The organism is Streptomyces sp. NPDC001544, from assembly GCF_042894285.1.
GTDB lineage: Bacteria > Actinomycetota > Actinomycetes > Streptomycetales > Streptomycetaceae > Streptomyces.
The window spans coordinates 86,720-101,431 of sequence record NZ_JBIAVN010000018.1 but is presented as its reverse complement, the minus strand read 5'-3'; the positions used below and the strand labels follow the sequence as shown (position 1 = coordinate 101,431).

The following is a 14,712-nucleotide window of genomic DNA, read 5'->3' as shown; positions in this document are numbered from 1 at the left end:
CGGTCTCCGTGCGACCGTCGCGGTACGGCGGCCACGTTGCGACCGTCGCGGTACGGCGGTCTCGGCACGCCTACCGTAATCCCCAGCAGTCCGGCGACCACGTGGCGTGGCTAGCTCCGTGTCACCCGCACCCGGTAGTCCCCGGCCGAGTTCCCCTCGGTCACCTTCACGGTGATCCCCCGCAGCGGGTCCTTGAAGGTCTCCCCGGGACCGAAGGGGGCGTCGGAGAGTTCGGCGTGGACGTTGGGGCTGCTGGTGCAGCCGCCGGAGTGGCGGTGGGCGTCGTAGACCTTGATGGGGCCGCTGCCGGTGTCGACGTTCGCGTCCACCTTGTAGACGAGGATGCCGGGGCTGCACACGGTCTCGTCGTTGCCGCCCTGGGCGCGTAGCTCCAGGGCGTAGCCGCTGTGGCCGCTGACCGGTATGAAGACGAGCTTCCGTCCGCCGGCGCGGTACAGCGGGGTCAGTTCGTACTCGGTGGTGCCGCGGGCCGCCGCGCAGCTCACCTGGGCGGGGTCCAGCCAGCCCAGCTTCCACTTGTGCCAGGCGAGCAGGTCGTTCCCGGCGCCCCAGTCCTCGCTCATGATGTCCCAGTGGCCGACCGCGCCGCCGCCCTCCTGGGTGTAGAGGTCGGGCAGACCGAAGACGTGGCCGTTCTCGTGCGGGAGCACGCGGTAGCCGGTGAGGGCGTAGGAGCCGGATCCGTCGTCCTGGCGGGAGTAGACGAAGGAGGCGTTGGCGACCGGTGTTCCGTCGGCGACCGGCGCCTCGGCGTTGCCGGCGAACGTCACCGACAGCACCGTGTCCAGGGCGGGCGGGCCCGCGTTGGGGGTGATCAGTACGTTCAGCAGGTCGTACGAGTGGAAGTCCACTGCGGGGTCGGCGGCGGCCACGATGTCCTGGACCAGCCGGCGGTAGCCGGGGTCGAAGGGGGCGCCGCGCTCTATGCCGTAGGCCTTGAACGGTTTCGGCATGCGCAGCCAGTCGGTGACCGGTGTCTCGGGGCGGTAGTCGAGACGGCCGTAGGAGGCGGTGCGGAACCACTCCTGGGTCTGCGGGAAGAACTCGCGGAAGCGGTCGAGGGCGCTGCCCTGACCGGGTGCGTCGGAGAAGTCGACCATGAGGGTCAGGGCGCGGACGGTGCCGGTGGAGCGGGCGTAGCCGCCGGGCGTCGGTATGCCCTCGGTCATCTGGATGTCCGGCCCGCCGCTGATCATGCAGCGAGCCAGGGCGGGGGAGCGGGCCAGGGCGACCGGTCCGGCTCCGGCGGCGGTGGACGCATCCGTGAGGTGTCCCGGGCCGGCCGAGGTGCTGACCGCGAGGGTCAGCGTGGTCACGGACGCGAGGGCGGCCACACGGCGCGGGCGTATCCGGTGTGCGCCCGGCGCACGCCGGCCGCTGGACGACTGCGGCTGCATGCAGGGACCTTCCGCTCCAGGCAGCCGCCGGTCGCCGACTGCACCCTTTCGATCACCCTGTGTCAGAGGGGTGCGGGGCGCGCGTTGGAGGAGACCGATCGTGGGTTTCCGGCCGGTACGCGGACGGGGGAGGGTAGGCGGAGGGGGAGTGATCCAGGTCACAGGAATATTCCTGCCGAGCCTGAAATAACCGGGGACCGTTTCCCCGTTTAGACCTGTGTCCGAGCGAAACGGGGACTCGTTCCCCGGATCGCCCCGCCCGACAAAACCACCCGACGAGTGCACGCGTTCGAGTCCACTCGACGAGTTCACCAAACGAGTCAGGAGTACGCCGTGCCCACCGCGACCCCCGCGCAGCGCAAGGTGACCCGGCCGCGCGCCGACGCCCTGCGCAACCGGGAGCGGATCGTCACCGCCGCCCGGGAGATGTTCGTCGAGTACGGCCCCGGTGTGCCGCTCGACGAGATCGCCCGCCGGGCCGGTGTCGGCAACGCCACGGTGTACCGCAACTTCCCGGACCGCGACGCCCTGGTCCGGGAGGTCGTCTGCTTCGTCATCGACCGTACGGCGCGGGCGGCGGAGGAGGCTCTCGCGGAGACGGGGGACGCCTTCGCGGCTCTGGAGCGCTTCGTGCACACCGCCGCCGACGAGCGGATCAGCGCGCTGTGCCCGATGGTCTCCACCACGTTCGACCAGAACCATCCCGACCTCGAAGCGGCCCGCAAGAGGGCCGAGCAGACCGTCGAGGAGGTCATGGACCGCGCCAAGGCGGCCGGCCGGCTCCGCCCCGACGTCTGTGTCGGCGACCTGATGCTCGCCGTGAACCAGCTCAGCCGGCCCCCGGCCGGTGCGGGCTGCATCAGCATGGACCGCTTCGCCCACCGACTCCTGCAGCTGTTCCTGGACGGGCTGCGGGCCCCGGCCCGCTCCGTGCTCCCGGGCACGGCCGCGACCATGGAGGACTTCCGGCAGACCTGACCGATGAGTTCCGGGCCGTACACCGGTCGAACCCCGTAACAGCCGACCTCATAGCAGCCGACCTCCGGCCGCCCTGCGCGCACGGCGAGCCGCTGATGCCCTCATGCCTTTTCCGTTACGGCGTCCAGGACGTTCCTTACGACGTCCACGACGTGCTTCACGACGTCTTGAAGTGAGTATCCCCATGTCAGAAACAGCCCCGGCCACCGTCGGCACCGCCGACCCCAATCGCTGGAAAGCGCTCGTCTTCATCGCGCTCGCCCAGCTCATGGTCGTCCTCGACGCGACCATCGTGAACATCGCCCTGCCCTCCGCCCAGCAGGACCTGGGCATCTCCGACGGCAACCGCCAGTGGGTCGTGACGGCGTACGCCCTGGCCTTCGGCGGTCTGCTCCTCTTCGGTGGCCGGATCGCCGACCTGTGGGGCCGCAAGCGGGCCTTCGTCATAGGCCTGGCCGGCTTCGCCGCGGCCTCCTCGCTCGGCGGTGCCGCGACCAACGGCGCGATGATGTTCGGCGCCCGCGCCCTCCAGGGCGTCTTCGGCGCCATGCTCGCCCCGGCCGCGCTCTCGCTGCTCGCCGTGATGTTCACGGACGCCAAGGAGCGTGCCAAGGCGTTCGGCATCTACGGTGCCATCGCCGGTGGCGGCGGCGCCGTCGGCCTGATCCTCGGCGGCTTCCTCACCGAGTACCTGGACTGGCGCTGGACCTTCTTCGTGAACGTCCCCTTCGCGGTGGTCGCCGCGGCCGGTGCCTACTTCGTCATCCGTGAGCCGGAGGGCGGCCGCAACCGCTCCGCGCTCGACATCCCGGGTGTGGTCCTGTCCACGCTGGGTCTGGTGTCCCTGGTGTACGGCTTCACCCGCGCCGAGTCCGACGGCTGGGGCGACTCCCTGACGGTCGGCATGTTCGTCGCGTCCGCCGTGCTGCTGCTCGCCTTCGTGGTCGTCGAGTCCAGGGTCGCGGCCCCGCTGCTGCCGCTGCGCGTGGTCACCGACCGCAACCGCGGTGGCATCTACCTCTCGCTGGGTCTCGCGATCATCGCGATGTTCGGCCTGTTCCTCTTCCTGACCTACTACCTGCAGGTCGTCAAGGGCTACTCCCCGGTGAAGACCGGCTTCGCGTTCCTGCCGATGATCGCGGGCATGATCACCGGTTCCACCCAGATCGGCGCCCGTCTGATGACCCGGGTCCCGGCCCGGCTGCTGATGGGTCCCGGCTTCCTGATCGCCTCGCTCGGCATGCTGCTGCTGACCCGGCTGGAGATCGGCTCGTCGTACGCGACCCTGCTGCTGCCCGCGATGCTGCTGCTCGGCCTCGGCATGGGTACGGCGTTCATGCCGGCCATGTCCCTGGCGACCACGGGCGTCGAGCCGCGGGACGCCGGTGTGGCCTCGGCGATGGTCAACACCTCGCAGCAGGTGGGCGGTGCGATCGGTACGGCCCTGCTTAACACGATCGCGTCCTCCGCGACCACCTCGTACATCAAGGACCACATGGCGACCGCGGCCACCAAGCCGCAGCAGCAGCTGGTCCAGCTCCAGGGCATGGTGCACGGTTACACCAACGCCATCTGGTTCGCGGTCGGCATCCTGGTGCTCTCCGCCGTGATCGTGGTGACCTTCGTCAACGCCGGCAGCCCGGGCTCCGGCGCGGTCGTCTCCGGTGACGGGGTCGAGGACGAGGCCGCGGTGCCGGTGATCGCCCACTAGGACGGGTGCGGGGGCTCCCTCAGCGGAGCCACGGCAGGTCGGCACCCGCTTCGTCCGGTTGAAGACCCTCGGCGACGATCTCCATGATCTCGCCGAGGGTCTTCTGCTGTTCCGGGGTCAGGCGTTCGAAGAGGGCCTGGCGTACGGCGGTGACATGGCCCGGCGCGGTGCGCCGCAGCACCTCGTACCCCTCCTCGGTCAGCACCGCGAACTGGCCGCGCTTGTCGGAGGGGCAGTCCTCGCGGCGGACCCAGCCGTTCTTCTCCAGGCGTGCGATGGCGTGCGAGAGACGGGAGCGGGTGATCTTGGCCTTCATGGCCAGCTCGGTCATCCGCAGCCGACGGCGCGGGGCTTCGGCGAGTCCGACGAGCAGGCCGTAGTAGACGTGCGGCATTCCGGCGTCGCGCTGCAGCTGACGGTCGAGGAAGTCCTCCAGCAGCGTGGTGGCGTGCAGGTACGAGCGCCAGACGCGCTGCTCCTCGTCGGTGAGCCAGCGGTGCTCGTCGGCGGATTCGGATGCCGTGTTCATGCGTCCCACTGTACGGGGTGCCTTCTTGAAGTTTAAACAAGTGCAGCCTACACTGTTCGGTAGAGCTTGAGAGTTAAAACAACCGTCGACGAGAGGGAGCCGCCTCATGTCCGTCACCGCGCAGGAGCGCATGCCCGCCCTCTACCTCAGCCACGGTGCCCCGCCGCTCGCCGACGACCCCGTCTGGCCGGGGCAGCTCGCCGCATGGTCCGCCGACCTGCCCCGCCCCAAGGCGATCCTCATGGTCTCCGCCCACTGGGAGGAGGCCCCCCTCGCCCTCGGCGCGACGACGACCGTCCCGCTCGTCTACGACTTCTGGGGGTTCCCCGAGCACTACTACCGGGTGAAGTACGAGGCCCCCGGCGCACCGGAGCTCGCCGAGTCCGTCCGCAAGCTGCTGCGCGCCCCCGGTATGCCCGTGCAGGACATCCCGGACCGCGGCCTCGACCACGGTGCCTACGTCCCCCTGGTGGAGATGTTCCCCGCCGCCGACATCCCGGTCCTGCAGATCTCCATGCCGACCCTCGACCCGGTCCGCCTGATGGAGATCGGCCGCAGGCTCGCCCCGCTGCGCGACGAGGGCGTGCTGATCGTCGGCTCCGGCTTCTTCACCCACAACCTGGCCGCGCTGCGGCACGCCGGCAACGGGGTGCCCAGCTGGTCCTCCGAGTTCGACGACTGGGGGCGGCGCGCGCTGGAGACCCGCGACTGGGACGCCCTGCTGGACTTCCTCGACAAGGCCCCCGCGGGCCGCTACGCCCACCCGCGCACCGAGCACTTCGCCCCGCTCTTCGTCACCATGGGCGCGGCGGAGGCCGGCGACGAACTCGACGCGCAGAAGTCCGTGATCGACGGCTTCTGGATGGGCATGGCGAAGCGGTCGGTGCAGTTCGGCTGAGCGGCGGACCGGGGTCGGCCGGGCGGTTGGGCATGCCGGCCACGGGCCGGGTTTGTCGGCCGCCGGTTGGCCGGCTGGGCGGGCCGCGGAGTCAGAGCTCCTTCTCGTACCAGGCGACGTCCCAGTACCGGCCGAACTTGCGGCCGATCTCCCGGTAGGTGCCGATGTGACGGAAGCCGAAGCGCTCGTGCAGCCGCGTGGACGCCTCGTTCGGCTGTGCGATGCCGGCGTAGGCGCGATGCAGGTCCTGGCCGGACAGGGCCTCGAAGAGGGCCTTGTACAGCAGTGTGCCGACGCCGCGGCGGGCGGCGTGCGGCGCGAGGTAGACGGTCGTCTCGACGGACGTGCTGTACGCGGGCTTCGGCCGGTGGGGGCTGGATGTGGCGTAGCCCAGGATCTCCTGTGACTCCGCGGCCACGGCAACCATCAGGCGGTACGGGCCGTCTTCCGGGTGGGAGAGCAGCCAGGGACGACGTTCCTCGGGTGTGAACGGCTCGATGTCGAATGTGATGGGCGTCTCACGTACGTAGTGGTTGTAGATGTCCGTGAGGGCTTCGAGGTCACCCTCGGCACCCGGCCTGACCTGCACCTCTGCACGCTCTGAGAGCATCGCACCTCCCTGTGTGGCCGGACAGGGTACTGCATGATCAGAAAAAACGAGGGGTGGGTTGGGAATTCTGTCCGGATTCCAGTCGTTGTTTCCTTCGGATGCCGGGCACCCGAGGAGAGTCCCAACCGTTCAACCCGCGGAGTGCCGAGTGTCCGCCTGGACCACCCGCTGACCCACCATCGCAAGGGAGCACGCATGGCAACCCGTGCCGTCGCCCGTCGTCAGTCCGCCACCGGCGAGACGGCCGACGCGGCAAGCAGTGTTCGCGCCCATGGCGGCGAGATCGCCGACCGCGACCTGGTCGGCATGTACCTCGACGAGATCGCACGGACACCGCTGCTCGACGCCGCCAAGGAAGTCGACCTGTCCCAGACCATAGAAGCGGGCGTGTTCGCACGGCAGATCCTCGACGGGTACGAGGAGTCCAAGACGGACGCCACCCGTGAGGAGCTCGAGGCCCTGGTCGCCGAGGGGGAGCGCGCCAAGGACGTGTTCATCCGCTCCAACCTGCGCCTGGTCGTCGCCGTCGCACGCCGCTACCCCCGCAGCGGCCTGCCCCTGCTCGATCTGATCCAGGAGGGCAACGCGGGTCTGGTGCGCGCCGTCGAGAAGTTCGACTACCGCAAGGGCTTCAAGTTCTCGACCTACGCGACCTGGTGGATCCGGCAGGCGATCACCCGCTCGATCGCGGACCAGTCCCGCACCATCCGGCTGCCCGTCCACCTCGTGGAGGAGCTGGGCCGCATCCGGCGTGTGCAGCGCGACTTCAACCGGGAGAACGGCCGTGAGCCGGAGCCCGCGGAGATCGCCGCCGAGCTCGGCTCGACGCCGGAGCGCGTGACCGACGTGCTCGACTGGGCCCGTGACCCGGTCTCGCTGAACATGTCGGTGGACGACGAGGGCGAGACCCAGTTCGGCGACCTGCTCGAGGACACCTCCGCGGTGTCGCCCGAGCAGTCGGTGCTGACGCTGCTGCGCAGCGAGGAGCTGGACGATCTGATCGGCCGCCTCGACCAGCGCACCGCCTCCATCATCAAGATGCGCTACGGCATCGAGGACGGCCGCGAGCGCACGCTGACGGAGGTCGGCAAGGAGCACGGTCTGACCCGCGAACGCATCCGCCAGATCGAGAAGCACGCACTGCTGGAGCTGAAGAAGCTGGCCCGGAGCACCGGCTTCGACGCGGCCGCGTAAGGCGGCGGCGCAGGTCGGCGGCGCAGGGCCTGCCCGGAGTGCCGATCGCCCCGGCGACCGCGTACGCCGGGTGGCGGAAGACCGCGCAAACATGGCTCTGGAGCGCCGCTTCAACTCGTGGGGCCCCGGGAAAAACCCCTCGGGGCCCAGCAGTCCGCAGTCCTGGCCCGCACTCCCGTGGAGGGGTGCCCCCCGCCGCCGTGAAGAGAGACGTGAGCGGAAACGTTCTCTCACCCTGATGCCATGTCCCGACGCACATCCCCCCCGGCGCCGGGACCTTCCCAGAGCCGGGCTTCGGTGCCTGTCCCCCCGGGCGCCGGAGCCCGGCTCCTCGGCGTCCTGCGGGCACGCCGAGGCGGCGGTCGTACGGGGCGGCGGTCGTACGGGGCGGCGGTCGTACGGGGCGGCGGTCGTACGGGGCGGCGGTCCACCCCGTACCTGAACCCCGGGGTGAACCGTCGGACCGTAGATTTTGCCACACGGGGCCGGCGCACCGCCGGTGGCACGGCCTCCTCACCGGCCTGCCGCCCTGCTCAGACGACCGCCCAACTCCCGCACGCAGATACGGAGTTCCTCGGGCCGCCGGACGACGAAGTCGCAGCCCACCATCGCCAGCCGCGCCGCCAGCCACTCGGTGGGGCCCCCGGACGTCCCGCGCACCACGCAGCCCCCCGAGCCCACCGGCTCCGGCCGGCCCACCCAGGCCGGCACCCGGGACGCGACGAAGTCCACCGACTCCGCGAACTCGACCTCGTACTCGTACCCGTCCTGCCGCCCATGAATGGACCGGCGCAGATACTCCGCCGCGCTCCCCGTCGGCAGCTCGCGCGGGGTGAACCGCGCCCCGGTCGCGAACGGATCGCTCACCCGGTCCACCCGGAACGTGCGCCAGTCGTCCCGGTTCAGGTCGTACGCCACGAGGTACCACCGCCGCCCGGTCGACACCAGCCGGTAGGGCTCGGTCAGCCGCCGCGACTCGCTGCCGTCCTTGGCCCGGTACGCGAACCGCAACCGCTCCCGGCCGGCCACCGTCGACGCCATCACGGTGAGCGTCTCCGGCGCGATGCTCGCCCCGTCCCCGCTGGTCAGCAGGGTGGTAGCGGCCTGCAGTGTGGAGACGCGGTGGCGCAGCCGGGCCGGCAGCACCTGCTCCAGTTTCGCCAGGGCCCGCACCGACGCCTCGTCGACTCCCGCCACCGCGTGCCCGGCGCCCGCCCGCAGCCCCACGGCGATGGCCACCGCCTCCTCGTCGTCGAGCACCAGCGGCGGCATCGCCTTGCCCGCGACCAGCCGGTACCCGCCGTCGGCGCCCATCGTCGCCTGCACGGGATAGCCGAGCTCGCGCAACCGGTCGACGTCCCGGCGGACCGTGCGGCGGGACACCCCGAGCCGCTCGGCGAGCTCGCCGCCCGGCCATTCGCGGGGCGTCTGGAGGAGGGAGAGGAGCTGCAGGAGCCGGGCCGGGGTGTCCGTCGTCATACGTCAGAGGATGCCGCAGAAGTAGGACACGATCTGACCTACTCGGCCCCTACCTTCGATGCATGACCTCCACCGAGACCCGTAAGCCCACCCCGCACGAGGCGGCCGACCGCCGCCGATGGTTCGCCCTGGCGATCGTGATGACCGCCGCCTTCATGGACCTGGTCGACGTCACGATCGTCAACATCGCGATCCCGTCGATCCGGCAGGACGCGGGCGCCTCCTTCAGCCAGATCCAGTGGATCACCGCCGGTTACGCCCTGGCCTTCGCCGCCGGCCTGATCACCGGCGGACGGCTCGGCGACATCCACGGACGCAAGCGGCTGTTCCTCGTCGGCGTCGGCGGCTTCACCCTCGCCTCGGCGCTGTGCGGCTTCGCCGCGAACCCGGAGATGCTGGTCGCCTCCCGCATCCTGCAGGGCGCGATGGCGGCGATGATGGTGCCGCAGGTGCTGTCGATCGTGCACGCCACGTTCCCGGCGCACGAGCGCGGCAAGGTGTTCGGGCTCTTCGGCGCGATCGTCGGCCTGGGCGCGGTCTCGGGCCCGCTGCTGGGCGCGCTGCTGACCGAGTGGAACCTGTTCGGCCTCGAGTGGCGGCCCATCTTCCTGATCAACCTGCCGGTCGGTGTCGTCGCCCTCCTCCTCGGCCGCCGCTTCATCACCGAGTCCAAGGCCCCGAAGGCGCTGAAGCTGGACCTCGTCGGCGTCGCGCTGGTGACGCTGGGCCTGCTGATGCTGCTCTACCCGCTCACCCGGGGGCGTGAGCTGGGCTGGCCGCTGTGGGGGTACGTGTCGATGGCCGGCTCGGTGGGCGTCTTCGCGGCGCTGGTGGCGTACGAGCGGCGCAAGAGCGCGCGGGACGGGTCCCCGCTGGTCGAGCTGTCGCTGTTCCGGGTGAAGAGCTTCGCGGCGGGCATCGCGGTGCAGACCGTCTTCGGGGTCGCGCTCGGCGTCTTCTTCCTGGTGTGGACGCTGTACATGCAGATGGGTCTCGGCTGGAGGCCGCTGCGGGCCGGGCTGACCGGCGTGCCGTTCTCGCTCGCGGTCTCCACGGCGGCCGGGCTCTCGGTACAGAAGCTGGTGCCGCGCTTCGGCCGCAAGGTGCTCCAGGCGGGCGCCCTGCTCATGGCCCTCGGTGTGCTGGTCTACATGGCGGAGGCCCACCGGTACGGCCTCGCGATCGCCTCCTGGCAGATGGCGCTGCCGCTGGTCGTCATGGGCACCGGCATGGGCCTGATCGTCGCCCCGCTGACGGACGCGGTGCTCTCCGAGGTGCCGCGGGAGCACGCCGGTTCGGCGTCCGGCCTGATCAACACCGTGCAGCAGATGGGCAACGCGCTCGGGCTCGGCCTGGTGTCGGTGGTCTTCTTCGGTGTGATCGGCGACCACCTGACCCGCCCGGAGGTCGGCCCCGCCTTCGTGAACGCGTTCCAGCACGCGCTGGGCTGGGTGGCCGCGGTGATGGGCGTGATCTTCCTGTTGATGTTCGCCCTGCCGAAGCGTCCGGCGCAGCATGTGGAGGGCGGCGGGGCCGAGCTGCCGGAGCAGGACCGGGAGCGGGAACTCGTGTCCTGAGCGCGGACGGGGTGCGGAGGCGGAGTTCCGTCTGCGGGAAGAAAGGGCCCGGCGCCATCAGCCATCAGGTGCCGGGCCCTTCGGTCTGCCCAGATCGTGAGCCGTAAGTCCGTTCATGCCCGAATCGGGTCCGAACCCGTTTACTTTTCGGACATCCGGGCGTAGCCTCCGAGTGAAACCACACGTTCGGGCATGAGTCGGAGGCGAACGGACATGTACGCACCGGAGCGGCAGCAGGCGATCCTCCGGCTCGCCCGCGACGGCGGCCGGGTGGACGTGCTCTCGCTCGCCGAGGAGTTCCAGGTGACGGCGGAGACGATTCGCCGGGACCTGAAGGCCCTCGACCGCGCCGGCCTGGTCCGCCGGGTGCACGGCGGTGCCATTCCGGCCGGACGCCTCGACTTCGAGCCGGACCTCGCCGAGCGTGAGGGCACCGCCGCCGACGAGAAGGACCGGATCGCCAAGGCGGCCCTCGCCGAACTGCCGACCGAGGGCACGATGATCCTCGACGCCGGCACCACGGTCGCCCGCCTGGCCGGAGCCATCCCGCTGGAGGCGCGACTCACCGTGGTCACGCACTCCCTGCCCATCGCGGCCCGCCTCGCCGACCACCCGGGCATCCAGCTCCACCTGGTCGGAGGACGCGTACGGCACCGTACGCGGGCCGCCGTGGACGCCTGGGCGCTGCGCGCCTACGGCGAGATCCGCGCCGACGTCCTGGTCCTGGCCGCCAACGGCTTCTCCGCCGAGCACGGTCTGACCACCCCCGACCTCGCCGAGGCCGCGGTCAAGCACGCGGCGATCGCCGCCGCCCGCCGCGTGCTGCTGCTCGCCGACGCCACCAAGCACGGCCAGGAGCACTTCGCCCGCTTCGGCGACCTGAGCGACGTGGACCTGCTGATCACCGACAGTGGGCTGAGCCCCGAAGACGCCGTCGCCATCGAGCGCGGCGGCACGGAAGTAGTGCGCGCATGATCCTCACCGTCACCCCCAACCCGTCCCTCGACCGCACCTACGAGGTCCAGGCCCTGAAGCGCGGCGAGGTCATCCGCGCCGAGACCGAGCGCATGGATCCCGGCGGCAAGGGCGTCAACGTCTCGCGCGCGGTGACCGCCGCCGGGCAGCGCACGGTCGCCGTCCTGCCCCTGGGCGGTGCGCCCGGCGCGCTCGTCGCCGAGCTGCTCGACGCGCAGGGCATCGAGGTCGCACCGGTCCCGGTCGCCGGGGCCACCCGCTCCAACATCGCCCTCGCGGAGGCGGACGGCGTCCTGACGAAGATCAACGCCCCCGGCCCGGAGCTGTCCCGTCAGGAGCAGGAGCTGCTGCTGGAGACGGTCCGCGCGCAGTCGGGCGACGCCGACTGGATCGCGTGCTGCGGCAGCCTGCCGCGCGGCCTCGCCCCGGCCTGGTACGCCGACCTCGTCGCACGGGCGCACGCCGCCGGCAAGCGCATCGCCCTGGACACCTCCGGACCCGCGCTGCTGGAGGCGCTGCGGGAGCGGCCCGACGTCGTGAAGCCGAACGCGGAGGAGCTGGCGGAGGCCGTCGGGCGTCCCCTGGCGACCGTGGGCGACGCGGTGAAGGCGGCCGAGGAACTGCGCGAGATGGGCGCGCGGGCCGTGCTCGCGAGCCTGGGCGCCGACGGCCAGCTGCTGGTGGACGGCACGGGTGCCTGGTTCGGCAGCGCGCGGGTAGACGCGGTACGCAGCAACGTGGGCGCCGGCGACTCCTCGCTCGCCGGTTTCCTGATCGCCGGCGGCAGCGGCCCGGAGGCCCTTGCCTCGGCCATTGCACACGGCGCCGCCGCCGTCCAGCTGCCCGGCAGTGTCATGCCGACCCCCGCCGACCTGGACCCGGCGGCGGTGACGGTCACAAGGGAGGTCCCGGTGAACCGCGATCTGACGGAGCCGGTGTCATGAACGCACGTACGACCCTGCTCGCCGCCCCGCCCCGGCTCCTCGCCGCCCCCTCCCGGCATCCCGACGAGCTGAAACGGTTCGCCATGAAGCGGCGAGGCGCCCCGTTACTCGTCGCGACCGCCGGCCGGCAGGGCAACCTGAGCCGCTCTGCCGGCCCGCGGAGGCGGGGCTTCCCCGGCCCCGCCTCCGCACCCACCGCCGCCCCCCACCCGGCTTTCCCCCACCCCGCTTCCCCCCACAGCACCCCCGTCCCCACCCCCGCCCACTCCACCCCCCGGGCGATACGCGTGCGAAGGAGCCCGCGATGAGCGAGATGATCACCGCGGACCTGGTCGACCTCGACCTGTCCGCCGACACCAAAGAGGCGGCGGCGCGCGCCCTCGCCGAGCGCATGGTGACCCTGGGCCGGGTGACCGACCTGGACGGCTTCCTCGCGGACGTGGCCGCCCGCGAGGCGCAGATGCCTACCGGCCTCGACGGCGGCATCGGCATCCCGCACTGCCGCAGCGAGCACGTCACCGAGCCGACCCTGGCCTTCGGGCGCAGCGCCGCCGGGATCGACTTCGGCGCGCCCGACGGACCCGCCGACCTGATCTTCCTGATCGCCGCGCCGGCCGGTGCCGACGACGCCCATCTGACGATCCTGTCCTCGCTGGCCCGGCAGCTGATGAACGCCGAGTTCACCTCCGCGCTGCGCTCGGTGGGCGACGCCGCCGCGGCGGCCGCGCTCATCCGGGGCGAGGAAGCGGCCGACGAGGCCGGCGCGTCCGAAGACTCCGCTGCGGCGTCGGCGGCGGCCTCCGCCGACGCCGCAGCGGGTGACGCGGCCCCCGCCAAGACTCCCGCCGGGGAGCGGCGGCCGTTCCGGGTCGTCGCCGTCACCTCCTGCCCGACCGGCATCGCCCACACCTACATGGCGGCCGAGTCGCTGGAGACCGCCGGCCGGGAGGCGGGCGTCGAGGTCGTCGTCGAGACGCAGGGCTCGGCCGGGTTCACCCGGCTCGACCCGGCGGTGATCGCGGCGGCGGACGGCGTGATCTTCGCCCACGACGTGCCGGTGCGCGACAAGGACCGCTTCGCCGGGAAGCCGACCGTCGACGTCGGCGTGAAGGCCGGCATCAACCGGCCCGGCGAGCTGATCACCGAGGTCCGTCAGAAGGCGGAGCGCGGCGAGGTCACGGCCGCCGCCGCGCCCGGCACACCGGTCGAGCGGGCCGGGGACGCCGGCGAGGGCTACGGCACCAAGCTGCGCAAGTGGCTGATGTCCGGCGTCAGCTACATGGTCCCGTTCGTCGCGGCCGGCGGTCTGCTGATCGCCCTGGGCTTCGCGATCGGCGGCTACCAGATCAAGTCGGCGCCCTCCGTGATGGACCACTTCGTGTGGACCCAGTCGCACAGCTGGGCGGCCCTGATGTTCCAGATCGGCGCGGTGGCGTTCGGCTTCCTCGTGCCGGTCCTGGCGGGCTACATCGCCTACGGCATGGCGGACCGGCCCGGTCTGGTCCCCGGCTTCGTGGGCGGCATGATCGCGTCCACGATCAACGCGGGCTTCCTCGGCGGTCTGGCGGCCGGTCTGATCGCCGGTGGCGTGGTGATGGCCATCCAGAAGGTCCACATCCCGGCGGCGTTGCGCGGCATCATGCCGGTGGTGGTGATCCCGCTGATCTCCTCGGCGATCGTCGGGTTCCTGATGTTCGTGGTCATCGGCAAGCCCATCGCGTCCGCGCAGAAGGGCATGACCGACTGGCTGAACGGTCTCTCCGGCGCCAACGCCCTGCTGCTCGGCGCGCTGCTCGGCCTGATGATGTGCTTCGACCTCGGCGGCCCGGTCAACAAGGTCGCGTACACCTTCGCCACCGCCGGTATCGCGGTCTCCAACCCCAGTGACTCCGCGATGAAGATCATGGCGGCGGTCATGGCCGCCGGTATGGTCCCGCCGCTGGCGATGGCCCTGGCCACCACCGTCCGGGGCAAGCTCTTCACCCAGACCGAGCGGGAGAACGGCAAGGCCGCCTGGGTCCTCGGCGCCTCCTTCATCTCCGAGGGCGCCATCCCGTTCGCCGCGGCCGACCCGCTGCGGGTCATCCCGTCCTCGATGGTCGGCGGCGCGATCACCGGCGCCCTGTCGATGACCTTCGGCGCCACCCTGCGCGCCCCCCACGGCGGCATCTTCGTGGTCCCGCTGATCGGCAACGCCTTCCTCTACCTGATCGCGATCGCGGCCGGTGTGTGCGTCACCACGGCGATGGTGGTCCTCCTCAAGGGCATGCGCAAGCGGGCCGGTGAGGCCGCGGGCACCGGGGCCGCGGCCGACGCGGCCACGGGGACGGCGGAGCGGAAGCAGCCCGTCGCGGCGTAACCACCGCCGCTTCCTCGCCCTTTGGGATGCTGTGAGTCCT

At 71.6% G+C, this 14,712-nt stretch carries 13 protein-coding genes; 9 read left to right on the top strand and 4 right to left on the bottom strand.

Annotated features, from left to right (window positions below; all coding sequences use genetic code 11):
- Nucleotides 1–110 precede the first annotated feature (110 nt).
- Complete coding sequence (locus ACFY0F_RS32720; RefSeq protein ID WP_388802491.1) at nucleotides 111–1,418, bottom strand: M6 family metalloprotease domain-containing protein; 1,308 nt, start codon at nucleotides 1,416–1,418, stop codon at nucleotides 111–113.
- Nucleotides 1,419–1,751: 333 nt separating this feature from the next.
- Here ACFY0F_RS32720 and ACFY0F_RS32715 point away from each other — a divergent pair, with 333 nt between their 5' ends.
- Nucleotides 1,752–2,396 (top strand): TetR/AcrR family transcriptional regulator, encoded by a 645-nt coding sequence (locus ACFY0F_RS32715; RefSeq protein ID WP_388802489.1) that lies wholly within the window; start codon nucleotides 1,752–1,754, stop codon nucleotides 2,394–2,396.
- Between the two features lie 184 nt (nucleotides 2,397–2,580).
- The gene (locus ACFY0F_RS32710) at nucleotides 2,581–4,107 is read left to right on the top strand and encodes an MFS transporter (RefSeq protein ID WP_388802486.1); all 1,527 of its coding nucleotides are present in this window, start codon (nucleotides 2,581–2,583) and stop codon (nucleotides 4,105–4,107) included.
- 19 nt (nucleotides 4,108–4,126) lie between these two features.
- Here ACFY0F_RS32710 and ACFY0F_RS32705 read toward each other — a convergent pair whose 3' ends face one another.
- Nucleotides 4,127–4,636, bottom strand: coding sequence for a MarR family winged helix-turn-helix transcriptional regulator (locus tag ACFY0F_RS32705; protein WP_388802483.1), 510 nt, complete (start codon nucleotides 4,634–4,636; stop codon nucleotides 4,127–4,129).
- Between the two features lie 106 nt (nucleotides 4,637–4,742).
- On the opposite strand from ACFY0F_RS32705, the gene ACFY0F_RS32700 reads away from it, so the two are divergent.
- A complete protein-coding gene (locus tag ACFY0F_RS32700) occupies nucleotides 4,743–5,534 on the top strand; it encodes a dioxygenase (protein ID WP_388802480.1) in 792 nt (263 codons plus the stop codon).
- A gap of 91 nt (nucleotides 5,535–5,625) precedes the next feature.
- Here ACFY0F_RS32700 and ACFY0F_RS32695 read toward each other — a convergent pair whose 3' ends face one another.
- Nucleotides 5,626–6,144, bottom strand: a complete 519-nt coding sequence (locus ACFY0F_RS32695; RefSeq protein ID WP_388802477.1) for a GNAT family N-acetyltransferase — start codon at nucleotides 6,142–6,144, stop codon at nucleotides 5,626–5,628.
- 195 nt (nucleotides 6,145–6,339) lie between these two features.
- Between ACFY0F_RS32695 and ACFY0F_RS32690 the strand changes: the two genes are divergently transcribed.
- Nucleotides 6,340–7,338 (top strand): RNA polymerase sigma factor RpoD/SigA, encoded by a 999-nt coding sequence (locus ACFY0F_RS32690; RefSeq protein WP_388802474.1) that lies wholly within the window; start codon nucleotides 6,340–6,342, stop codon nucleotides 7,336–7,338.
- A 513-nt stretch (nucleotides 7,339–7,851) separates the two neighbouring features.
- Here ACFY0F_RS32690 and ACFY0F_RS32685 read toward each other — a convergent pair.
- Nucleotides 7,852–8,817 (bottom strand): helix-turn-helix transcriptional regulator, encoded by a 966-nt coding sequence (locus ACFY0F_RS32685; protein ID WP_388802471.1) that lies wholly within the window; start codon nucleotides 8,815–8,817, stop codon nucleotides 7,852–7,854.
- 62 nt (nucleotides 8,818–8,879) lie between these two features.
- On the opposite strand from ACFY0F_RS32685, the gene ACFY0F_RS32680 reads away from it, so the two are divergent.
- The 5 genes from ACFY0F_RS32680 to ACFY0F_RS32660 all read left to right on the top strand — a co-directional run bounded on the left by ACFY0F_RS32680 (nucleotide 8,880) and on the right by ACFY0F_RS32660 (nucleotide 14,672).
- Nucleotides 8,880–10,394: an MFS transporter gene (locus ACFY0F_RS32680; protein ID WP_388802468.1), complete on the top strand. Its 1,515-nt coding sequence runs from the start codon at nucleotides 8,880–8,882 to the stop codon at nucleotides 10,392–10,394.
- A 213-nt stretch (nucleotides 10,395–10,607) separates the two neighbouring features.
- Nucleotides 10,608–11,369 carry a DeoR/GlpR family DNA-binding transcription regulator gene (locus ACFY0F_RS32675; RefSeq protein ID WP_388802464.1) on the top strand — a complete coding sequence of 254 codons (762 nt, stop codon included), beginning with the start codon at nucleotides 10,608–10,610 and terminating at the stop codon, nucleotides 11,367–11,369.
- On the top strand, nucleotides 11,366–12,313 hold the full coding sequence (gene pfkB / locus ACFY0F_RS32670; RefSeq protein ID WP_388802461.1) for a 1-phosphofructokinase: 948 nt from the start codon (nucleotides 11,366–11,368) through the stop codon (nucleotides 12,311–12,313). Before ACFY0F_RS32675 ends, pfkB begins: the two co-directional genes overlap by 4 nt.
- On the top strand, nucleotides 12,310–12,621 hold the full coding sequence (locus tag ACFY0F_RS32665; RefSeq protein WP_388802458.1) for a hypothetical protein: 312 nt from the start codon (nucleotides 12,310–12,312) through the stop codon (nucleotides 12,619–12,621). Before pfkB ends, ACFY0F_RS32665 begins: the two co-directional genes overlap by 4 nt.
- Nucleotides 12,618–14,672 (top strand): fructose-specific PTS transporter subunit EIIC, encoded by a 2,055-nt coding sequence (locus tag ACFY0F_RS32660; protein ID WP_388802456.1) that lies wholly within the window; start codon nucleotides 12,618–12,620, stop codon nucleotides 14,670–14,672. Before ACFY0F_RS32665 ends, ACFY0F_RS32660 begins: the two co-directional genes overlap by 4 nt.
- Nucleotides 14,673–14,712: the final 40 nt, after the last annotated feature.